Source organism: bacterium Scap17, assembly GCA_013376735.1.
Lineage (GTDB): Bacteria > Pseudomonadota > Gammaproteobacteria > Pseudomonadales > Halomonadaceae > Cobetia.
Genome location: VINJ01000001.1, coordinates 2,360,658 through 2,385,655 on the forward strand (window position 1 = coordinate 2,360,658; position 24,998 = coordinate 2,385,655).

Annotated in this window: 4 protein-coding genes; all 4 read right to left on the bottom strand. The window is 60.7% G+C overall.

Annotated features, from left to right (window positions below; translation table 11 throughout):
* The 4 genes from FLM52_10120 to FLM52_10135 all read right to left on the bottom strand — a co-directional run bounded on the left by FLM52_10120 (position 1) and on the right by FLM52_10135 (position 24,827).
* Entirely contained in the window at positions 1–1,359 is a 1,359-nt protein-coding gene (locus FLM52_10120) for an HlyD family efflux transporter periplasmic adaptor subunit (GenBank protein ID NVN56144.1), read from the bottom strand.
* A 14-nt stretch (positions 1,360–1,373) separates the two neighbouring features.
* Positions 1,374–2,438, bottom strand: coding sequence for an efflux RND transporter periplasmic adaptor subunit (locus FLM52_10125; protein NVN56145.1), 1,065 nt, complete (start codon positions 2,436–2,438; stop codon positions 1,374–1,376).
* Complete coding sequence (locus FLM52_10130) at positions 2,224–3,855, bottom strand: TolC family protein (GenBank protein NVN56146.1); 1,632 nt, start codon at positions 3,853–3,855, stop codon at positions 2,224–2,226. The genes FLM52_10125 and FLM52_10130 overlap by 215 nt, the downstream gene beginning before the upstream one ends.
* A 128-nt stretch (positions 3,856–3,983) precedes the next feature.
* Positions 3,984–24,827, bottom strand: a complete 20,844-nt coding sequence (locus tag FLM52_10135) for a tandem-95 repeat protein (protein NVN56147.1) — start codon at positions 24,825–24,827, stop codon at positions 3,984–3,986.
* Positions 24,828–24,998: the final 171 nt, after the last annotated feature.

Genomic DNA, 24,998 nt, shown 5'->3' on the forward strand with positions numbered 1-24,998 from the left:
TTACCACCCGGTCCAGCTGCGCAGTGTGGCCCACGGGCGACGGAACAAGTAATACCCCAGCGTGACCTGTTCTCCCTCTACCTTGGCCGTACCCCGCCAGCCGACGCGCGGCAGATTCTCGGCATCGCTCAACACGGCGTGCGCGCGGTAAGCGAGCTCGCCATCCGGCGCCAGCTCGGCCCGATAATTGACGTGCGTCAGGCGTGCTTCACGAACCTGTGAGGGGTCGACATTCAAGAACAACGAGACCGCGGCACCTTCCGGCAGCGGAATGTTATCGGCACTCGGCAGCCAGATTTCCACCTCGGCGCCCCGGGTGTCGGCCACTTCCAGTAGACGCTCACCCAGCCTGACCGGACGCCCTGCCCAATCGCTGGTATCGCCGAGGATCGCGACCCCCTCACGCGGCGCTTCGACACGCACACGCGTCAGTTGTGTTTCAAGGAAATCGACATCGGCACGCGCCTGGTCCACCCGTGCCCTCAACAGCGGCACCTCGGCACTGGCCTCACGCTCGGTGAAGGAGCGTTGCCGGGCACGTGCATATTCCGCCTGCGCCACCGCCAGAGCCTGGTTGGCTTCAGCCAGCCGCCCCTTGAGCTCGGCATCATCGAGACTCGCCAGCAACTGCCCCTTCTCCACCACCTGATTGGGTGCCACCGACAGGTCCTTGAGCACGCCATCCAGGGGCGAGCGGATGATACTGCTGACCTCGGGCACCACTTCCGCCTGCCCCAGCACGGAAAGGCGTACCGGCACCAACATCAGCAGACCGATTACCACCAGGGCCGCGCCCCACAGCAGACGTTTGCCCACCGGCTGGCGCTTGCGCCCCGAATGACGTGCCAGCACGTTCTCGGCTCCTTGCACCCAATGGGTCAGCAGGCGTTGCTCAGCTTCATTCCAGGGCTTCTCGCGCAACAACAGCAAGCCACCCTCGATACGGCCTCGCCATACCATGGGCACCCAGAGCCCTTCACGCGGCCAATACTCACTCCAGTCTTCGGCAAGAGAGGCATCACGCTCCTTGAGACGCTCCGGCGTCAGTGACATGACCTGCTCAGGCCTGGTCGCCCGTGAGTCACCTGCCTTGTCGGAGACGACCTGACGATCCAGATCAAACGCCTTGATGACGCGTCTTGCCCAGTGCAGATAGGGGCTCTGCTGCTCGACATCGGTGGCGCCGGAATGTGACGAAAGCTTGCCATTGCTGACCAGCAACATCTGGCGCGCGGGAAAGAGGTAGCCTGTGTCATTGACCAGCACATACTCGGCTTCCTTGCGCCCCTTGGCGCTCATCAAACGCTTCTGCAGGGTGATGAGGCCCGCCAGGCGATCTGTCGTGACGTTGCCTGGCATTTCGACCCGCCGATTCATTGTGCCGCCTCTCCACTATCCACCTCATCGAGGGTGGAAGGACTCAGAGAGGGAAACCGGACCTCGCCACTCATGCCGGGCTTGATGCCGCCATCCGGCTTGGCATCCGGCCGCGCGATCACCTTGAGGGTCTGGCTGACCGGGTCAATGTTGTCGACGACGCGTACGATCTTGCCGGCCAGTTCCGCCCCCGTGGCATCTGCGGTGAAGGTCATCGGGGTATCCGCGCCGACCTGCCCCAGCCACATGGCGGGAATGACGGCCTCGATCTCGAGCTCGTCGGAACTCACCAGCTCCAGCATCGGCTCGCCATTGGAGACGAACTGATGAGGATTGACCGCACGCGAAACCACTTCCGCATCGAAGGGCGCCGTGATGGTGCAATCGCTGAGATAGACATCCGACAGCTTGACCGAGGAACTGGCCTCATTGACCGCCGCTCGCGACAGATCCACGTCCAGCTGGCTGACATTGTCATAGCGCGCCAGCTGCTTGTTGACCTTGTACTGGGAGCTTGCACCGGACAGACGCGCACTGGCGACTGCCCGCTCCGCCTTCAGCGAACGGCAGTCGAAGCGCACCAGCACATCGCCCTTGTTGACCTCTTCCCCGACACGCCGATTGACTTCCAGCAGGCGCCCCGACAGGGGCGCCGCCAGAATGGTGGAATGGACAGCACTGACCTGACCGCGAACGGTCGGTTGATCCGCCCCGTGCGCGGCATTCATCAGCCCGGGCAGCATGGCGACCATCAGGGTTCCCCCCAACCTCGCCATGCGGCGATTGATACCTTTACCAGCAATCATCATCGTCAGCATCCCTGTTGAAATATGGCGGGAGGCTAGCTTACAGACTGGCCTGACCGTCCTGTGCTTGGGTTGTCTCGGACTGGGCTTCCAGCCAGAGTGCCGGGTCCTGCAGTGGCAGGCTGCCGCCTGACCACTGGCGGAAGGAGGCATCCAGGTTGCTGGCCAGCGTATCGACGTCGTAACGCTGATAATCCTCGGGGACCGGATTGAAGCCCAGGCTGAACAGGAAGCCACCATAGGCGTCCTGTGCATCGGCGTAGGCCAATGAATTGCTCAGCACGGAGTTCAATGCCTTGGCCTGGTTGAGCAGGGATTGCGTCCCCGAGATAGCCCGGCTTGCCCGCGCCTGCTTGCTGAAGTCCGCGATCTGCTCATCGAGTGCCTGGAAGCGCTGCGCGATCGCCAGGCTGTCCAATGAGTTGTGGTACTGCTGCCAGCCCAGATTCACCCGTGCCAGCGTCGCCATGTTGCTGGCGAGACGACGCGCTTCGACCATCTGGTCACGCGCCTCGTTCTGAGCCTTGATCTCATCGATCGCGAACAGACGGAAGATGTTCCAGCTGACCCGCACCCCGGCCTGGGCCCAGGTATCGTTGTAGAGATAGCTGTTGCTGTCGTAATTGGCGCTGTAGGAGAACTCCAGCCCCGGCAACAATCGCAGCATGCTCTTGCGCGCTTCACGTTGCGCGATGCGCGCATTGTAGAGCTGACCGACGTATTCCCCGCTGTTGGCCAGCGCGACACGCTCAAGCACATCCAGGTCATTGGAAGGTAACGGAGGAAGTTCCGGCAGCTCACTCGGCGCCTGCAAGGGGATCTCGACATTGGGGGCCTGATTGATCAGGCTCGCCAGTTCGATCTGGGAGGTCTCGACGGAACGCTGCAAACTCTTGAGGTTGCGCATGATGGAGAGCAGCTGGCGCTGCTCCTGCAGGACATCCAACGGTGCCCGCAGTCGTTCGCGCTGGATCTGATCCAGCTTCGCGAGCGCCTTTTCGGTGTCTATCAGCAAGGCATCGATGCGCGGCTTCAACTTCTGCGTCACTGCAGCCTTCCAATAGGCACTGCGCGTCTGCTGAAGCAGCTTCGCCATGATGTCACGCCGGGCGTTCTTGACGATCAGGAAGCGGTCCGCTTCCTGCTTGGCCTTCAGGTAGCTGACACCGAAATCCAGCACGTTCCAGGAAAGGCGCAGATCGGCATCGGTGCGGTCCTTGTCGACAGAGGTCGACTGGGCAAGGCTCTGCACGCCGGTACGCACGTTCTCGCTCGAGGAGGCATCTTCATTGTTGCGACTGGTGAAACCGGCATTTGCCGCCAATACAGGCAACATGTCCATCTTGGCCAGATTGAAGCTCTGCTCGGCCAACGCCTGCTCCATCAGCTTGACGCGATTGTCGAGGTTATACTTCAGGGCTCGGGCCATCGCGTGATTGAGATCCAGCGGCTCGCTGATGGCGGGTGTCATCTGGGCAAAGAGTGCCTCGTCACCCTGGATGGCGGTCGCGATATCCTGACGATCCAGAGGCTCAGGTTGCACGGTGCCACATGCCGACAAGGCAATACCCGCGGCGCTGATGGCAACCATCGTCGTCAGTGTCTTGAGACGACCCCGCCCACGCGACTCAGGCAACGCTCGGGCGGTTTCCGTTTTTTCGTTTCCCGTCATGATATTGCCTCGTTCCCTTGCTCTTGTTCACCCGCCCCCCTTGGTGTGGGGCAGGCGGCCACCTTGTATTGGATAAGCTCACTTTTACGCTACGGAGAGCTCGTTTCGGTTTATTCTATTAACGTTAATCAAGAAATGTCTGAATCGTCATTCAACAACGCCATCAAATCGGCAAGCACATCGGCATGGTCGTGACTGAACCCGTCACGTCCGGCCACTTTGAGCATCTCGGAGAGTGGCACAGCACCAAGTGCCGCGGTCTCTTCTTCAGCCGCCTGCTCTTGCTCGGTGGCCTCGTCCTGCTCATCTCCTTCACCCTGTTCACCTCCCTCGCTTCCAATCGCGGGAGCCGCATCAGATGATGGCGCCGTTGCGTTGCCATCGAAGAAGACTTCGCTTTCCTGCTCATCTTCCTGTTCAGGGGTGAGGTAGATGACGAAAGTGGTGCTCGCTTCGTTTCCGGATTCGTCACGACCGATCACCTTGACGTCGATGCGCTCGACGCCAAGGGACAAGGCCAGAGCACGATTGACGCGATAGGTCAGCGAATCGCTGTCGAAGACCACATAATCCGGCAGCGGGCTGCCATCGGTACGGGTCGACTCAACCTTGATCTCTTCATTGTTGGTACTTTCGAATGCGCCCGCCGGCAGCGCAAATTCATATACAGCTTCATTGGCCACGACATCACGCAAGATGATGGTCAACTGCACCGGCTGAATGCTCGGGATATCCAGCAAGGTGGAATCGCTGAGCGGTTCGAAGAGCTCCTCATCAACTTCCGGAAGGAAGCCTGCTTCACCCTCATCAGATCCAGCATTTGCTCCACCCGCCGGGGAACCATTACCGGAGGAGCCTTCGACTGGGGTCACAGGCACAACAGGTTCCGGAACAACGTTGTCGCTGAGACCAGCCACCCGGATCGTCAACTCACCGACTGCCGTCCCCCCTTCTCCATCACTGACCACGAAGCTGAAGTCATCCGTCACCTGCTGGCCATCGTCGAGGGACTGAACGGCATCACCGTCGTTGTCCAGCACATAGTTCCAGGTGCCATCGGAAGCGATGATCAGCTGACCGTAAGCGCCCTGGATCACGGTGTCGCTGTCAGTGACGGCCTGATCATTGACGCTCGCAATGAGCAGTGAATCGCCATCGCCATCGACAGTTACCGGCTCGCCATCAGCATCGACCAGCAGGCTACCCTCAGCCGTCGTCACTCCGTCCTCTGAGACGTCCGCACTCTGATCCAATGCCTGCGGCGCCGGATTCCCTACCTCAAAGGTGAAGGTCGTGGTGACATCCGAGCCATTCTCGTCGGTGCCCGTCAGCGTGACGGTGTAGATGCCGTCATTGTTGTCACCGCCGGTGGAGGCATCCGGTGACAGCGTGCCGCTGATCTCGCCGGTGGTCGGGTCAATCACCAGGCCTTGCGGCAGATTGTCGACGCTGTAAGTCAGCTCCGCACCCTCGTCGACGTCGGTGAAGGCGTCAGCGATGGTGAACGGTATGATCGCGTCGCCGTCATTGGCAGTCTGATCGGCCGGCTGCGCCCCATCGACCAGCACCGGTGCGTCATTGGTGCCGTTGATGGTGACGGTGAGCAGTGCCGTGTCGGTGCCACCCTGACCATCGGAGATCTCGTAGGTGAAGGTCTCGGTGATCACCTCGCCTTCGGCCAGCGCCTGCACCGCCGCATTGCTGTTGTCCAGCGCGTAGGTGTAGCTGCCGTCTTCAGCGATGGTGACGCTGCCATAGGTGCCGGTGACCGGGGTACCTGCGGCGGTGTCAGTGCCGGCATTGGCACCAGCACCGATACCGCTGACGACCAGAGCATCCGTATCGTTGCCACCGTCGACATCGACGTCACCATTGGTGTCGCCATCGCTGAGCAAATTGCCAGTCGTGGTGCTGGTGTCGCTGGTCGCGATGCCCTCATCCAGTTCGGCGGTGTTGTCGAAGGCTTCCGGCGCGACGTTGGCCACGGTCCAGGTGAAGGTCGTGGTGACATCCAAGCCATTCTCGTCAGTACCAGTCAGCGTGACGGTGTAGATGCCGTCATTGTTGTCACCGCCGGTGGAGGCATCCGGTGACAGCGTGCCGCTGATCTCGCCGGTGGTCGGGTCAATCACCAGGCCTTGCGGCAGATTGTCGACGCTGTAAGTCAGCTCCGCACCCTCGTCGACGTCGGTGAAGGCGTCGGCGATGGTGAACGGTGTGATCGCGTCACCGTCATTGGCAGTCTGATCGGCCGGCTGCGCCCCATCGACCAGCACCGGTGCATCATTGGTGCCGTTGATGGTGACGGTGAGCAGTGCCGTGTCGGTGCCACCCTGACCATCGGAGATCTCGTAGGTGAAGGTCTCGGTGATCACCTCGCCTTCGGCCAGCGCCTGCACCGCCGCATTGCTGTTGTCCAGCGCGTAGGTGTAGCTGCCGTCTTCAGCGATGGTGACGCTGCCATAGGTGCCGGTGACCGGGGTACCTGCGGCGGTGTCAGTGCCGGCATTGGCACCAGCACCGATACCGCTGACGACCAGAGCATCCGTATCGTTGCCACCGTCGACATCGACGTCACCATTGGTGTCGCCATCGCTGAGCAAATTGCCAGTCGTGGTGCTGGTGTCGCTGGTCGCGATGCCCTCATCCAGTTCGGCGGTGTTGTCGAAGGCTTCCGGCGCGACGTTGGCCACGGTCCAGGTGAAGGTCGTGGTGACATCCAAGCCATTCTCGTCAGTACCAGTCAGCGTGACGGTGTAGATGCCGTCATTGTTGTCACCGCCGGTGGAGGCATCCGGTGACAGCGTGCCGCTGATCTCGCCGGTGGTCGGGTCAATCACCAGGCCTTGCGGCAGATTGTCGACGCTGTAAGTCAGCTCCGCACCCTCGTCGACGTCGGTGAAGGCGTCGGCGATGGTGAACGGTGTGATCGCGTCACCGTCATTGGCAGTCTGATCGGCCGGCTGCGCCCCATCGACCAGCACCGGTGCATCGTTGGTGCCGTTGATGGTGACGGTGAGCAGTGCCGTGTCGGTGCCACCCTGACCATCGGAGATCTCGTAGGTGAAGGTCTCGGTGATCACCTCGCCTTCGGCCAGCGCCTGCACCGCCGCATTGCTGTTGTCCAGCGCGTAGGTGTAGCTGCCGTCTTCAGCGATGGTGACGCTGCCATAGGTGCCGGTGACCGGGGTACCTGCGGCGGTGTCAGTGCCGGCATTGGCACCAGCACCGATACCGCTGACGACCAGAGCATCCGTATCGTTGCCACCGTCGACATCGACGTCACCATTGGTGTCGCCATCGCTGAGCACATTGCCAGTCGTGGTGCTGGTGTCGCTGGTCGCGATGCCCTCATCCAGTTCGGCGGTGTTGTCGAAGGCCTCGGGGGCAACGTTGGCCACGGTCCAGGTGAAGGTCGTGGTGACATCCGAGCCATTCTCGTCGGTGCCCGTCAGCGTGACGGTGTAGATGCCGTCATTGTTGTCACCGCCGGTAGAGGCATCCGGTGACAGCGTGCCGCTGATCTCGCCGGTAGTCGGGTCAATCACCAGGCCGTCCGGCAGATTGTCAGCCGAGAAGCTCAGCTCTGCACCGTTGTCGATGTCGGTGAAGGCATCAGCAACACTAAACGGCGTGATGGAGTCCCCATCGTTACCGTTTTGGTCAACCGGCTGCGCATCATCCACCAGCACCGGTGCATCATTGGTTCCGTTGATGGTGATCGAGACGACCTGCTCGGCGGTCGCGCCCTGGCTGTCGGTGACGACCACGGTGTAGTCGAGCACCAGGCTTTCGCCCGCTGCCAGATGATCGAAGGCTTCACCCTCGACGCTGGCACTATCAAAGGTCCAGTTCAGGGTGCCGTCGTTGTTGGCACCATCGATGATGGCGTCGGCATCGACGGAGAGCATGCCCAGCAGCTCGGCATTGCTCAGGCCATCGGTGTCACCAGTGGCGTTCACCGCGGTGACACTCGGCGTGACTTCGTCGGTGGTGTCCAGATCGCTCACGGAGAGCGTGCCAGCGGTGGTCAGCGTGTCGTCGGTCTCGGTCAGTGACTCGGCGGCGCTGTCGTCGCCTTCGATGGCGATGACCGGCGTGTCATTGGTGCCGTTGATGGTGATCGAGACGACCTGCTCGGCGGTCGCGCCCTGGCTGTCGGTGACGACCACGGTGTAGTCGAGCACCAGGCTTTCGCCGACGGCCAGATGATCGAAGGCTTCACCCTCGACGCTGGCACTATCAAAGGTCCAGTTCAGGGTGCCGTCGTTGCTGACACCATCGATGATGGCATCGGCGTCGACGGAGAGCATGCCCAGCAGCTCGGCATTGCTCAGGCCATCGGTGTCACCAGTGGCGTTCACCGCGGTGACACTCGGCGTGACTTCGTCAGTGGTATCCAGGTCGCTCACGGACAGCGTGCCAGCGGTGGTCAGCGTGTCGTCGCTCTCGGTCAGTGACTCGGCGGCGCTGTCGTCGCCTTCGATGGCGATGACCGGCGTGTCATTGGTGCCGTTGATGGTGATCGAGACGACCTGCTCGGCGGTCGCGCCCTGGCTGTCGGTGACGACCACGGTGTAGTCGAGCACCAGGCTTTCGCCCACGGCCAGATGATCGAAGGCTTCACCCTCGACGCTGGCACTATCGAAGGTCCAGTTCAGGGTGCCGTCGTTGTTGGCACCATCGATGATGGCGTCGGCATCGACGGAGAGCATGCCCAGCAGCTCGGCATTGCTCAGGCCATCGGTGTCACCAGTGGCGTTCACCGCGGTGACACTCGGCGTGACTTCGTCGGTGGTGTCCAGATCGCTCACGGAGAGCGTGCCAGCGGTGGTCAGCGTGTCGTCGGTCTCGGTCAGTGACTCGGCGGCGCTGTCGTCGCCTTCGATGGCGATGACCGGCGTGTCATTGGTGCCGTTGATGGTGATCGAGACGACCTGCTCGGCGGTCGCGCCCTGGCTGTCGGTGACGACCACGGTGTAGTCGAGCACCAGGCTTTCGCCCACGGCCAGATGATCGAAGGCTTCACCCTCGACGCTGGCACTATCGAAGGTCCAGTTCAGGGTGCCGTCGTTGTTGGCACCATCGATGATGGCGTCGGCATCGACGGAGAGCATGCCCAGCAGCTCGGCATTGCTCAGGCCATCGGTGTCACCAGTGGCGTTCACCGCGGTGACACTCGGCGTGACTTCGTCGGTGGTGTCCAGATCGCTCACGGAGAGCGTGCCAGCGGTGGTCAGCGTGTCGTCGGTCTCGGTCAGTGACTCGGCGGCGCTGTCGTCGCCTTCGATGGCGATGACCGGCGTGTCATTGGTGCCGTTGATGGTGATCGAGACGACCTGCTCGGCGGTCGCGCCCTGGCTGTCGGTGACGACCACGGTGTAGTCGAGCACCAGGCTTTCGCCCACGGCCAGATGATCGAAGGCTTCACCCTCGACGCTGGCACTATCGAAGGTCCAGTTCAGGGTGCCGTCGTTGTTGGCACCATCGATGATGGCGTCGGCATCGACGGAGAGCATGCCCAGCAGCTCGGCATTGCTCAGGCCATCGGTGTCACCAGTGGCGTTCACCGCGGTGACACTCGGCGTGACTTCGTCGGTGGTGTCCAGATCGCTCACGGAGAGCGTGCCAGCGGTGGTCAGCGTGTCGTCGGTCTCGGTCAGTGACTCGGCGGCGCTGTCGTCGCCTTCGATGGCGATGACCGGCGTGTCATTGGTGCCGTTGATGGTGATCGAGACGACCTGCTCGGCGGTCGCGCCCTGGCTGTCGGTGACGACCACGGTGTAGTCGAGCACCAGGCTTTCGCCCACGGCCAGATGATCGAAGGCTTCACCCTCGACGCTGGCACTATCGAAGGTCCAGTTCAGGGTGCCGTCGTTGTTGGCACCATCGATGATGGCGTCGGCATCGACGGAGAGCATGCCCAGCAGCTCGGCATTGCTCAGGCCATCGGTGTCACCAGTGGCGTTCACCGCGGTGACACTCGGCGTGACTTCGTCGGTGGTGTCCAGATCGCTCACGGAGAGCGTGCCAGCGGTGGTCAGCGTGTCGTCGGTCTCGGTCAGTGACTCGGCGGCGCTGTCGTCGCCTTCGATGGCGATGACCGGCGTGTCATTGGTGCCGTTGATGGTGATCGAGACGACCTGCTCGGCGGTCGCGCCCTGGCTGTCGGTGACGACCACGGTGTAGTCGAGCACCAGGCTTTCGCCCACGGCCAGATGATCGAAGGCTTCACCCTCGACGCTGGCACTATCGAAGGTCCAGTTCAGGGTGCCGTCGTTGTTGGCACCATCGATGATGGCGTCGGCATCGACGGAGAGCATGCCCAGCAGCTCGGCATTGCTCAGGCCATCGGTGTCACCAGTGGCGTTCACCGCGGTGACACTCGGCGTGACTTCGTCGGTGGTATCCAGATCGCTGACGGACAGCGTGCCGGAGGTCGCAAGCGTGTCGTCGGTCTCGGTCAGCGATTCCGCCGCGCTGTCGTCGCCTTCGATGGCAATGACCGGCACATCATTGGTGCCGTTGATGGTGATCGAGACGACCTGTTCGGCAGTCGCGCCCTGGCTGTCGGTGACGACCACGGTGTAGTCGAGCACCAGGCTTTCGCCCGCTGCCAGATGATCGAAGGCTTCACCCTCGACGCTGGCACTATCGAAGGTCCAGTTCAGGGTGCCGTCGTTGTTGGCACCATCGATGATGGCGTCGGCATCGACGGAGAGCATGCCCAGCAGCTCGGCATTGCTCAGGCCATCGGTGTCACCAGTGGCGTTCACCGCGGTGACACTCGGCGTCACTTCGTCGGTGGTGTCCAGATCGCTGACGGAGAGCGTGCCGGAGGTCGCAAGGGTGTCGTCGGTCTCGGTCAGCGATTCCGCCGCGCTGTCGTCGCCTTCGATGGCAATGACCGGCACATCATTGGTGCCGTTGATGGTGATCGAGACGACCTGTTCGGCAGTCGCGCCCTGGCTGTCGGTGACGACCACGGTGTAGTCGAGCACCAGGCTTTCGCCCGCTGCCAGATGATCGAAGGCTTCACCCTCGACGCTGGCACTATCGAAGGTCCAGTTCAGGGTGCCGTCGTTGTTGGCACCATCGATGATGGCGTCGGCATCGACGGAGAGCATGCCCAGCAGCTCGGCATTGCTCAGGCCATCGGTGTCACCAGTGGCGTTCACCGCGGTGACACTCGGCGTCACTTCGTCGGTGGTGTCCAGATCGCTGACGGAGAGCGTGCCGGAGGTCGCAAGGGTGTCGTCGGTCTCGGTCAGCGATTCCGCCGCGCTGTCGTCGCCTTCGATGGCAATGACCGGCACATCATTGGTGCCGTTGATGGTGATCGAGACGACCTGTTCGGCAGTCGCGCCCTGGCTGTCGGTGACGACCACGGTGTAGTCGAGCACCAGGCTTTCGCCCGCTGCCAGATGATCGAAGGCTTCACCCTCGACGCTGGCACTATCGAAGGTCCAGTTCAGGGTGCCGTCGTTGTTGGCACCATCGATGATGGCGTCGGCATCGACGGAGAGCATGCCCAGCAGCTCGGCATTGCTCAGGCCATCGGTGTCACCAGTGGCGTTCACTGCGGTGACGCTCGGCGTCACTTCGTCGGTGGTGTCCAGATCGCTGACGGACAGCGTGCCGGAGGTCGCAAGCGTGTCGTCGCTCTCGGTCAGCGACTCCGCCGCGCTGTCGTCGCCTTCGATGGCGATGACCGGTGCATCGTTGGTGCCGTTGATGGTGATCGAGACGACCTGTTCGGCGGTCACGCCCTGGCTGTCGGTGACGACCACGGTGTAGTCGAGCACCAGGCTTTCGCCCGCTGCCAGATGATCGAAGGCTTCACCCTCGACGCTGGCACTATCGAAGGTCCAGTTCAGGGTGCCGTCGTTGTTGGCACCATCGATGATGGCGTCGGCATCGACGGAGAGCATGCCCAGCAGCTCGGCATTGCTCAGGCCATCGGTGTCACCAGTGGCGTTCACTGCGGTGACGCTCGGTGTCACTTCGTCGGTGGTGTCCAGATCGCTGACGGACAGCGTACCGGAGGTCGCAAGCGTGTCGTCGCTCTCGGTCAGCGACTCCGCCGCGCTGTCGTCGCCTTCGATGGCGATGACCGGTGCATCGTTGGTGCCGTTGATGGTGATGGTGAGCAGTGCGGTATCGACACCACCCTGCCCATCGGAGATCTGATAGGTAAAGGTCTCGTTGAGGCTTTCTCCGACAGCCAGTGCCTGAACGTCAGGATTGGTGTTGTCCAAGGTGTAGGTGTAGCTGCCATCTTCCGCGACGGTGATGCTGCCATAGGTGCCGGTCACGTCAGTATCGACCGCACTTGCCGTACCGGCGTTGGTGCCAGCACCGATACCACTGACGATCAGTGCATCGCTGTCATTGCCGCCATCGGTGTCGGCATCCGGTTGCGCATCATCGAGGATATTGCCTGTGGCAGTGCTGGTATCGCCGGTGGCGACGCCCTCATCCAACTCGGCAGTGTTGTCGAAAGCCTCGGGCGCGACGTTGGCCACGGTCCAGGTGAAGGACGTGGTGACAGTGGCGCCATTCTCGTCGGTGGCGGTCAGGATGACGGTGTAGGTGCCGTCATCGTTGTCACCGCCGATGGAGGCATCCGGCGACAGGGTGCCACTGATTTCACCGCTGGTCGGATCGATCTCGATCCCGTCCGGCAGGTTGTCAGCCGAGAAACTCAGCACGGCATCATTGTCGATGTCCGTGAAGGCATCCGCGACGCTGAACGGCGTGATGGGGTCGCCATCGTTGTCGGTCTGATCAGCGGGCTGCTCGCCGGCAACCAGTACCGGTGCATCATTGGTACCGGTGATGGTGATGGTCACCACCTGCTCCGCCGTCTCTCCCTGGCTGTCGGTCACCTGCACGGTGTAATCCAGCACCAGCGTCTCATCCAGTGCCAGATGATCAAACGCTTCCGGCAGGTTCGCGCTGTCAAATGCCCAGTTCAGGGTGCCGTCGTTGCTGACACCGTCGATGATGGCTTCGGCATCGACGGAGAGCATGCCCAGCAGCTCGGCATTGCTCAGGCCGTCGGTGTCACCAGTGGCGTTCACTGCGGTGACGCTCGGGGTGACTTCGTCGGTGGTGTCCAGATCACTGACGGACAGGGTGCCGCCGGCGGACAGCGGTGCGTTGGTCTCGGTCAGGTCGGCGCTGTCGCTGTCGTCGCCTTCAACGGCAATGACAGGTGCATCGTTGGTGCCGTTGATGGTGATCGAGACGACCTGCTCGGCAGTGGCGCCCTGGCTGTCGGTGACGACCACGGTGTAGTCGAGCACCAGGCTTTCGCCAACTGCCAGATGATCGAAGGCTTCACCCTCGACGCTGGAGCTATCGAAGGTCCAGTTCAGGGTGCCGTCGTTGTAGGCACTATCTATGATCGCGTCGGCATCGACGGAGAGCATGCCCAGCAGCTCGGCATTGCTCAGGCCGTCGGTGTCGCCTGTGGCGGTCACGGAATCAATACTGGGCGTGACGCTATCCGAGGTATCCAGATCGCTGACGGACAGCGTGCCAGCAGTGGCAAGCGTGTCGTCAGTCTCGGTCAGCGTTTCGACCGCGCTGTCATCGCCTTCAATCGCGATGACTGGAGCATCATTGCTGCCATTGATGGTGATGGTGAGCAGTGCGGTATCCGTGCCGCCCTGACCATCGGAGATCTGGTAGGTGAAGGTTTCGCTGAGCACCTCGCCCTCTGCCAATGCCTGGACATCTTCATGGGCATTGTTCAGGACATAGGTATAGGTGCCGTCTTCATTGATGGTGACGGCACCATAATTGCCCTCGACGTCACTGCCAGCGGCGGTGAAGGCGCTCGGGACCGCCCCGAAGGCCAGGCCACTGACGACGAGCGCATCCGAGTCGTTGCCGCCATCACTATCTGCCTGGTCATTGACACCGGCCCCCGCAGCGGCAAGGACATTGCCACTGACGTCACTGTTGTCACCGGCATCAAGTCCTTCCGTCACGAAGGCAGCATCGTTCTCGGCTTGCGGGTCGACGTTGGCCACGCTCCAGGTGAAGGTCGTCGTGACCTCGGCACCGTTTTCATCCGTGGCCGTCAGGGTAACGGTATAGACACCGTCGTCTCCGCCGATGGAGGCATCCGGTGACAGGATGCCGCTGATCTCGCCGGAGTCGGCATCGATCACCAGGCCCGGGGGCAGATTGTCAGCGGCGAAGCTCAACACCGCCTCGTTGTCGACGTCAGCGAAAGCATCTGCGACGCTGAACGGCGTGATCGCATCGCCGTCATTGTCAGACTGATCTTGCGGCTGAGCGCCTGCGACCAACACCGGTGCATCATTGGTGCCGGTAATGGTCAGCGTGATGTCCTGAGTGTCGGTGCCGCCGTTGCCATCCGCGACATCGACCTGGTACGTCAGGGTCAGCACTTCCCCCTGCTCGAGATGATCAAAGGCTTCGGGAAGCGCGCTGCTGTCGAAGTTCCAATTCAGGATGCCGTCGTTGGCAGTGCCATCGATGATGGCGCCACCATCCACGCTGAACATCGCAAGCAGAGCGGCGTCCGACAGGCCATTGACGTCACCGTCGGCGACCACCGCCTCGACCGTGGGCGTCACGCTGTCGGAGGTATCGACATCGGTGACCGTCAGGGTGCCATCCGCGCTCAAGCCGCTATCCGACTCTGAAAGCGCGGCGCTGATGCTGTCACCGGCCGCAATCGTGATGGCCGGCGCATCGTTGGTTCCGTTGATGGTGATGGTCAGCTCGGCGGTATCCGAGCCTCCCTGGCCATCGGAAACCGCGTAGGTGAAGGTCTCGGTGACACTTTCCCCCACTGCCAGTGACTGAACGTCCGGATTGGTGTTATCGAGGGTGTAGTCGTAATCGCCGGCACTATCGAGTGAGATGCTGCCGTAGGTGCCCTCGGCAGTTGTCGCCGCGTCCACCACGGTCTGACCCGCCCCGACACCGCTGACACTCAGGGTATCGGTATCATTTCCTCCGTCTGCATCGACACTGGCATCCAGCGCTGCGTCAGTCAGAACATTGCCGCCTGTCGCACTGGTGCTGGTAGTGTCGAGCCCTTCCGACACATTCGCGATGTTGTCCTGCGCCACCGGTGCTACGTTGTCCACATTCCACACGAAGGTGGTGGTGACGGTCGCGTTCTGATCATCGGTCGCCGTGACCGTCACGAAATGTGCGCCATCGGTGCCGCCCTGGGAGGCATCGCTGGTCAGCGTTCCGCTGATCACACCTGTTTCCGGATCGATTGTCAGGCCGTCGGGCAGGTTCGCTGCGCTATAGGTCAGCACGGCATCGCCATCGACATCCGCGAAGGCGGTGGAGACATCCACCGGCGTCACTTCATCGCCATCCGCATCGTTCTGCTCGACGGGTTGAGCGTTGTCCACCAATACCGGGGCATCATTGGTGCCGTTGATGGTGAGTGTCAGCAGAGCAGTCGCAACGCCACCCTGGCCATCGGAGATCTCGTAGGTGAAGGTCTCGACCAGACTGTCGCCGATATCCAGCGCCTGAACCGCTGCGTTGCTGTTGTCCAGCGTATAGGTGTAGCTGCCGTCCGCCTCGATCACGACGGCGCCATAGGTGCCGGACACCTCGGTATCAGCTGCAGACCCCGTGGCGACGTTCTCGCCGAAACCGACACCGCTGACGACGATGTCATCGTTGTCGTTGCCGCCATCACTGTCTGTGCCGGCGTCGTTGATCACGTTCCCCTGAGCCTGGCTGACGCTGGTGTCTGCCACGCCTTCATCGAGAGAATCGCTGTTGTCCTCTGCCACCGGCACCACGTTGGCCACGGTCCAGGTGAAGGATGTGGTGATCACCCCACCGTTGCCATCGTCCGCAGTGAGCACGACGGTATGTACCCCATCACCCTCAGTCCCGCCCTGAGAGGCATCGCTGCTCAAGGTGCCACTGATGACACCCGTCTGCGGGTCCAGGCTCAGGCCGTCCGGCAACTGTGCGGCGGTGTAGGTGAGCTCGGCACCGTTATCGACATCCTCGAACAGGTCGGCCACCGAGAACTCAGTAATCGCCTCGCCATCTTCATGGGCCTGGTCACCCTGGGTCGCGACGACGGTCGGGGCGTCATTGGTGCCAGTCACGGTGATGGTCAAGGTACTGCTGGATTCGGCACCGTTATCATCCTGGACCGTGTAGGCGATGGTGGTGGTGGCGCTCTCGCCGACAGCCAGGGTGTCGAAATCGGTCCCCGGCGCGAAGGTATAGCTGCCATCCTCGGCGATGGTGATGCTGCCGCCCCCGGTCATGTCGACCGCGGCATCCACCCCGGCGGCGGAGCCCGCTACCTGACTGACGACGCTTGTGGAGCCTGTATCGATATCGCTGTCATTGCTGAGCACACCCTCGACGGCGTCCACCACCAGGTTGGCATTTTCAGCTGTGGTACCGGTATCCGCTTCGGCCACCGGCGCATCGTTCACGCCAGTGAGGGTGATAGTGACCGTCGTGGTGGTCACGCCATCGGCGTTGGTGACCGTGAAGGTATCGGCCAGCTCAACGCCCTGGTTGAGCTGTTGCACGGCATCCTGTGCATTGTCTGCGCTATAGGCCCAATTACCATCAGCATCGACCGTCAGCTCGCCATACACCCCGGTGAGGGTAGCGGCGGTGAACTTGTCTTCACCTGCATCACCGCCGGCCCCTGCCGCCAGAGTGCCGGTAGCCACGAGGTCTCCCTCATCATTGACCGCCGTGTCTTCCGTGACGTCGCCGGTGGCCGGTGTCAGGGTCGGCACATCGTCAACGCCATTGATGGTCACGCTGACCGTGGCGGTGGAGACACCGCCCAGGCCATCGCTGACCTGATATGTCAGGGTGGTGACAGCGCTTTCGCCGGCCTTCAGCGCTTCGAAATCGCCGCTGGGATCGAAGCTCCAGCTGCCATCAGCATTCAGGATGAAATCACCACCCTCACTACCGGCTACCGGCTGACCGACATTCGCACCACTGCCATTGACCTGACTGACGACACGCGCGGAGTCAGCGTCCACATCAATATCATTGTCCAGCACATTGGTCGTGTCGGCCGTGGCCAGCTCAGTGTCTTCATCGGTGGTTGAGGCATCATCGGTCGCGACCGGAGCATCGTTGGTGCCATTGATGGTGATCGTCAGCAGCGCTGTATCGGTGCCACCCTGGCCATCGGAAATCTCGTAGGTGAAGGTGTCGGTGAGACTGTCGCCGACATCCAGTGCCTGAATGACGGGATCGGTGTTATCGAGCGTATAGGTATAGCTGCCATCCTCGGCGATGGTCACGCTGCCGTAGCTACCTGCAACCGGCGTACCGGCTGCCTCGTCCGTGCCCTGGTTGGCGCCCACCCCGACACCGCTGACGACGATGGCATCGTTGTCATTGCCCCCATCGCTGTCAGTACCTGCATCAGAAATGACATTGCCGTCGGCCGTGCTGACGGAATCCGTGGCAAGACCCTCAGAGATAGCGTCGCTATTGTCCTGCGCGACGGGGTCCACATTGGCCACGGTCCACGTGAATGTCGTGGTCACGGGCGCATTGTTCTCATCCGTCGCCGTCAGCGTGACAGTGTGAACGCCCCCGCTACCGCCCTGGGAGGCATCACTGGTCAGCGTGCCACTGATCACACCAGTATCCGGGTCGATGCTCAGCCCATCCGGCAGGTCCGTTGCCGAGTAGGTCAGCACCGCACCGTCATCGGCATCCGCGAACAGGTCCACCACATCAAAGGGCGTGATGGCCTGACCATCGACGCTGTCCTGAGCCGCCTGGGTCTCCACCACGGTTGGCGCATCATTGGTGCCGGTCACGGTAATCGTCAGCGTATTGCTCGACTCAGCGCCATTGTCATCAATGACCGTATAGGCAACGGTGGTGGTGGCAGACGCGCCCTCGGCGAGATAATCGAAGTCAGTCCCCGGCGCGAAGACATAGCTGCCATCCGCGGCAATGGTGACATTACCGCCCCCTGCCATGGCGACCGTTGCCCCAACGCCTGAGGTGTCACCGGCCACCTGACTGACGGCGCTGGTAGAGCCGGTGTCGATATCCGTGTCATTGGCCAGTACGCCATCCGCAGCCGCGACGCTCAGATCGGCGTTTTCTGCAGTCGTGCCAGTATCCGCGACAGCGACCGGTGCATCATTGACACCGGTGAGGGTGATGCTGACGGTGGTCTGGGTGACACCATCCGCATTGGTGACGGTCAGGGTATCCGTGAGCGTGGCGCCCTGATTGAGCTGCTGGATGACAGCCTGGGTATTGTCGGCACCGTAGGACCAGTTGCCATCAGCATCGACCACCAGCGCCCCATAGGAGCCCGTGACTGTCTCAGCCGTGAACTTGTCTTCCCCGGTGTCGCCGCCAGTGCCCGCATCAAGCGTACCGCTGGTAGTCAGGTTACCGGAGGTGACATTGGTATCTTCGATGACATTACCGGTGTCAGGAGTCAGCGTCGGGGTGTCATCGACACCATTGACGGTCACGCTGACAGTGGCGGTCGAGACGCCTCCCTCGCCATCACTGACCTGGTAGGTAATGGTGGTGACCGCGCTCTCACCATCGGTGAGGCCGTCGAAATCAGCGCCCGGATCAAAACTCCAGGTACCATCGGCATTGACCGTGAAGGAACCACCCTCACTGCCCGAGACAGCTGAGCCAACTCCGCCAGCATTGCCATTCACCTGAGTGATGGTGAAATCGCTGGCAGGCGTATCCAGGTCGGTGTCATTGTCGAGCAGATTGGGGGTGTCAGCGGTGGTCAGCTCGACGCCTTCGTCGGTCGAATCGGCATCATCATTCGCGACAGGGTCGTCATTGGTATCCACGACTTGCAGATAGCCGGTCAGGACATTGCTATCCAGCCCGACACCATCGATTTCGGCCAGACTGTCGTTGTTGCCGTCATTGACGACTACGGTGTAGGCACGCGTATCGGTGTCCGGGTCATCGCTGGTGTTCTGATAGGTCAGCGAGTCAATCAGCGCCGAGACCTGAGCCGCCGTTGCGCCGGAGCTCAGCGTCACCGTCAGGGTCCCGTCAGCAAAAGAAGCACCGGCGAAGCCCGCCAGAGAGTCATCGACGGCAAACACATCGGCAGCCGTCGCGGCATCGATGGAAACCGTGATGGTGCCACCACCGAAGTTGTCACCGACCAGGGCGGTATCGACATCCGAAAGAGACGCACCTGATACCAAGGCCACCTCGGAACTGCCGGTACCGGCACCTGTGTTCTCCACGATAGAGATGGCAAAGGCTTGCGGCGCCGTGCTGCCGGAGAGTACCGGTGCATCATTGATCGCATTGACGGTAGTGCTGATGGTGTCGGCATCGTCGATACTGGACCAGATACCCGTCTCGTCGAAGGTGGAAACATCCACGCTGTCACCGGACGTCACCGCACCGCTGCTATCGTCGGCCACGACGTAGGTCAGGCCTGTGGGAGTACCATTGAAATCTTCAGCCGGCAGGAAGCGCACTGAGTCAGTCGTCGAAAGCACCAGCGCATTGCTGTCACTGACATCATCGGGGACGTCGATCCAGGTATCACCGCCATCGGTGGAGTACTGCCAGGTCCCCTCTGTGTCATCAGAGGGATTGGAGGTGATCGCGATGCCTGCCAGTGCATTGGCAGAACTGCCCCCCGAAACAGCCTCCTGGGCCTGATCATCAGCGGAGGCGTCATCGAAGTTCACGCCGACAAGGTCCGCGACAGTAGCACCTGCCGGGTCAGTGTCATCCTCATCGATGGCAGCCAGCGCGACGCTTTCATCAGGTGTGGTCGGGGCATCATTGACAGCGGTGATGCTGGTGTTGATGGCAATGGTGCGGCTTGACCAGACGCCAGTCGTCAGATCGCGGTCACCATTGGCAGTTTGATTCAGATTACGAAGATCATTGGCATTGGTACTGGCAACCAGTGCTGCGCTGCCATCCCCCAGACGAACGGTCAGAGCGCCAGGCACACCATTGAAGTCGTCGGCAGGCACGAAGCGAATGTCGGCATCAGCAGGCAGAATGAGGGCATTGTTGTTACGCAGATTATCTGGGACCTGCTCCCAGGTGCTACCACCGTCAGTGCTGTACTCCCACTCCCCCTGCGCATCGGTAGACGTATTCCCGACGATGGCAACATAGGTGAGATCTGTCTCGGTAGTAGCAGCGGTATTGCCATTCTCATCGGTCTGATCATCGGTGGTGTCATCGTACTGATCGACCAGCAGCGTATAGAGATCCGTGCCGGCGATATCCTTTGCCGCGGTGTCTTCTGCAACGGAGACCACTGTTTCCGCTGTACCGGCGGCAAGCGGACGGTCATTGACCGGCGTCACCGTGAGAGTGATATCACTGCTCGCCTCCTCTGCACCGCCCTGACCGGTATTGCCGGCATCATTGAAAACGATGCGGAGGGTATCTTCACCATAGAAGTCGGCTGCAGGGGTATAGACCTCGCTATTCAGTGAGGCCTGGAGCGATGCGACGGTACCCGTGAAGGTGATGGTGTTGGTGCCATTGCTGAAGGTGCCGTGATCCACCGTCAGCGTCAGCGTCAGGTTGTCGGCACCGAAATCATCGGCGTCATCAAGGGTGACCCCGAGCGCCGAGAGCGTGAGGCTGCCATCTTCGACCAGCGTGGTAGTGCCGGTCGCTGCAGAGATGGTAGGTGCATCGTTGGTGCCGGAAACATTGACCGTTATGGCGGTGGAGACAAGGAAGGCATTTTCCTGATCAGGGTCACCATTACCATCATCACTGAACTCGACATCCAGTATCACTGAGGTATCTGCGTTCACTTCAGCGGCAGTCAATACGAGGTCATCAAGCGCGGCATTGATTTCGCTGAGCGTCCCCGTCAGGGTCACCTCACTGGTACCGTTGCCAGTGACACCGGCCGCATTCATATTCAAGGTGCCGCCGGTTTCACCCGTGGTGCCTCCCCGCACAGTCACTGTGACGGTCTGGGTATCTTCGAAGACATCTTGACCGACATCATTGGTGTCTGCGACGGACAGCCCAGTGATGGTCAAGGGCTGACCATCATCCATCGTTTGCACCGGTGTGGTGGAAGTCAGTACCGGCTCATCATTGACCGCCGTGACAGTGATATCAGAAGTTGCTGAGCCTGTTTCAGCAGTCCCTGAGCCATGCAGTTCGGAATCTGTCGCAGTGACTGTCAGCGCTACTGTGCCATTGTCATTTGCCGTCGGCCGGTATTGCACCTTGGCAAGTGCGGCATTGACGTCATCCAGTGTGCCAGTGACAGTAATGGTGTTGGTATTATTGCCACTGACTGTAGCATCACCGGCATTGGCGGCCGTGATCCGGACCCGTCCCTCGGCCACCGTCACCTCAACAGTCATCTCTTCATCAAAACTGTCGGGGTCCGCGACAGAAATACCTGCAAGTGTATTCCAATTGGAGTCCTCGACGACAGTCAGCTCGCCAAGGGCCGGTAGCGTCACGACAGGGGTGTCGTTCTCGGTGGAAACCCACAGTTCGATACTAGCGGTGGCGGTATTGAACTCATCACCAATCGTCACCCCTCCCTCGTTGGCATCGCCGCCATTCAAGGAGCCATCATCAAGACGATCATCTACTACGGCTTCCACCGTCCAACGTGCATCGAAATCAGCAGCATTACCTGCCAGCACCATCTGGACTTGAAGGTTTTCCAATAGTGCCTGCACACCCTCTAGCGTGCCTTCAAGCACCAGAGTGTCAGCCGACAAGTTTTCCGTTGCCTCAGTGCTGAAAGTGGCGTCCGTGGTCACCGACGCATCTGTAGTCAATATTGCGGTAGTAAAAGGAACAGTAGCTCCCGCCTCATCCTTCAGCGAAAGAGATACCGTGATGCTATCCGTCTCGCCAGCATCAATACCCGAACTGGAGTCGAGATCCAGTATATCGACATCACCAATGACAAAGGCATCACCAAGGTCCAATGCTGAAAGTGCTGTGGAAGCCGGGATCAGTCTGTCTTCTGGCTGGGTTGCCGTGATTTCCGGCGAATCATCCAACGGGGTGATATCAATGCTGAACGTCGCAATGTCGGTCGTCAGCGGTCCATCACTGACAGTGAAGGTGAATTCGTCGCTATGGCCCTCTCCACCATCGTGCTCATAGGACAGTGCCCCACTGTCGATGTCAGCCTGGGTGAAGGAGCTACCGACGCGCAGCACCTTGCCATTCACCGTCAGAGTGCCGTTCTCCGGCAGGCTCTTGATCACGAAGGTCGACTGACGCGTGGTGTTGTCGCTGTCCACGGCCTGCAACAGGCTATTGTCGATGACTGCTGTTTCCCCTTCCCCAAGAGTCAGCACATCGTTGGCGGAAGTGGACGACTGATCCAAGGCATCAATGACCGTCTGATCCGCAGCATCGGAGGTCAGCGGAATCAGAGGGGCATCATTGAAGGGCGTGACTTGAATGGAGACGTTGCCGACATTGGAGACGAAACTGGTATCGTTCCCATTGTCTACCGGAGTGGAAGAATCCGTCGCGAAGGGATCAGACGGCGCAGTCAGATCATCACGCACGATAAAGGTAAAACTGTCATTGAGGGAGTCGACACTTTCACCACCGTCGTGAACGTAGCGCAATCCCCCCGTCTGACCATCCGCCTGCGCGGTCAGCATCGCCTGGGAGTACCAGACATCGGTGGAGGCTGCCTCCCAGCTGTCGCCATCCCAGACTTCGAGTGACCCACCGCTCAGCTCGGTGCTGGTGATCTGGAACCAGAGGTCATCACTTGCCCCCTCGCCGCCCAGATTCTCCAGACTGCCATCCACGTCCGACATCACCAGATTGGTGATTCGAACGATGCCGTCGGTCGTGTCGGTCTTCTCGAGCAGATTGACACTTGAATCCCCGGCGATGGGCGCATCATTGACTGGCGTCGCATCAATGGTGAAGACATCGCTGATAGGCTCCACGGTATCCGGGTCGTTGTCGTCTTTCGTATCCGTTGGCAGGATGGTGAAAGTGAAGCTCGACTGATGATCTTCGCTGCCATCGTGCAGGAAGGTGACCAGCCCGTCATCGATATCTTGCTGGGTGAAACTGCCAAAATTGGATATCGCCTGATCACCCAGGAATAGCGTCCCGTTGGTCGGTATGTCCGTCACGGTATAGACGATCTGGGTCGCAGGCAGCACGTAACCGTCCAGCTCGGCGCCATATTTGAGCATATCGTCGGTGATGACCACCGCGGAGGAAGCAGGATCGGACGTGCTTTCGCTCACGATGACGCCGGTATTCTTCAATTGCTTGGCGTAGATGGTTTCCTGTTGCTGCTGGCCGGTGCCACCGGCCACATTGTCAATCAGGAAATTCAGCGTACCGACGGTCGGTAAATCTGCCCCGCCCCAGGTCCCTGCGTCTCCTGCCTCTTCAAACGCCTTGAATTCAGAATCGGTCAGCGTGAATGCGAAGCTGTCGCTGGTGCCACCAGTGCCATCCACGAGGGTCTGTTGATAACGGACCTCGCTCGCCGTGACCTGCGCCTGCGAGAAGGTGCCACCTTCCGGCAGCTTGACCCAGTCAGACCCATTGAGAATCTGGATCTCACCAAAGCTCGGCAAGGTGTCGATCTTGTAGCTCAGCTGATCATCGGTGCTGTCCGGGTCTATCGCGTTCAGGGCAGATGCATCAATCAGCACCGCCCCATCAGTAGCGTCCAGCACATCAGTAGTGGGCGTCAGAGTCGGGTCATCATTGTTCTCGAGAATGTTGATCTCGACGGTACGTTCACTGGAAAGCTCATTGCCCGCCCCTTCGCCACCGCCGGCGTCAGTCACCTTGATGGTGAAACTGGGCAAGTCATCGATAATCGGCTCGTCCCCATCATGGGCGAAGGACAGCAGTTCCAGCTGATCGGCAGTAAAGGTGGCGTAACTACCCTGATCAAGGCTATCGATATCGATGATCTCATCTGTGTCTGCGATACCGTCCTGATTGAGATCCAGATAGAGGGTGCCACGCTCCGAGAGATTGCCCAGATCCGTGATTTCCACCGTTGCATTGGCCGCCGCATCGGCATGCCCGGACTCTTCATCGGTGTAGCTCAGGCCAAGCCGAGCATTTTCGCCCTCGAACTGCTGCGGTTCGCCTGTGATGGTTGGCGCGGCGTTGTCAGGAATCAGCTCGATATTGAGGGTATTGGAGGCCTCACCACCCGCGCCATCCACCACCGTGATGGAGAAGCTGTCACTGTCTCCAACGGCCACATCGCTGCCGTCATGGGTATAGACCAGCTTGCTGAGCTGGTCTGCATCGAAACTCGAGCCAATTGCCACCGGAGATCCATTGAACGTCAGCGTCCCCCCCGTCGGCAGGCTGTCGATCTCGATGATCAGCTGGTCGGTATCCTGCTCGCCACTGTCGACATCCGGATCACTCAGACCCAAGGCTTCAATGGAGAAGGTGAAGGTTCCCGCCTCGGTGACCGTCGCGCCGCTGTCCCCGAACACCGGGTCATCGTTGACAGGCGTCAGAGTGGCGACGAAATCGAGGCTGCCTCGGTTGGTATCCACCACCCCGTCCGTGGTTTCGGTGAGGCTCAGGCTCAAGGTGATATCGTCGGTGTAATCGTCACCCGGGGTGACCACGAGACCGGCGAGCTGATCGGTGATCTCCTGGGCTGTGCCCGTCAGGGTCGCGCTGCTGCCGCCGCTACTGAACTCCGCCCCGGCATCGGCGGCTGCCTGATCCAGATTCAGTGTCAGCGAGTACTCATCCGTAGCGTTGCCCTCGTCATCCACGTTGCCACTATCTGTGACACTCAGGCTCGAAAGCGAGAATTGCGTATCTTCGGTGCCCGACAGCGAAGCACCAGTATCGGTGGCCGACACCTTGTCACCGTTGCTGTCGGCACCCTCGGCAATGGTCACGGCAGCAGCGGCATCCAACAGCAGACGGGGCTCAAGGGCCTGAAGATCGAGTTCGCGCATGGGGGGAGCACCAATGTAATTATAGTGAAACCGATGGTTACGAAAAAGATACAATACAGCATGCGCGAGATCAATTTTTTACAAAGACCCACGCTATCCCCACCTAACGCTCAAGGATTATCTTTGGATCATAGAATATTCAGATATTTAGAAGAAGACCTAATACATTAC

Excerpts from the sequence above, each read along its gene's own strand:
- FLM52_10120 (NVN56144.1), bottom strand. The coding sequence starts at position 1,359 with ATGCCAGGCAACGTCACGACAGATCGCCTGGCGGGCCTCATCACCCTG.
- FLM52_10125 (NVN56145.1), bottom strand. The coding sequence starts at position 2,438 with ATGCACAGGACGCCTATGGTGGCTTCCTGTTCAGCCTGGGCTTCAATC.
- FLM52_10130 (NVN56146.1), bottom strand. The coding sequence starts at position 3,855 with ATGACGGGAAACGAAAAAACGGAAACCGCCCGAGCGTTGCCTGAGTCG.
- FLM52_10135 (NVN56147.1), bottom strand. The coding sequence starts at position 24,827 with ATGCGCGAACTCGATCTTCAGGCCCTTGAGCCCCGTCTGCTGTTGGAT.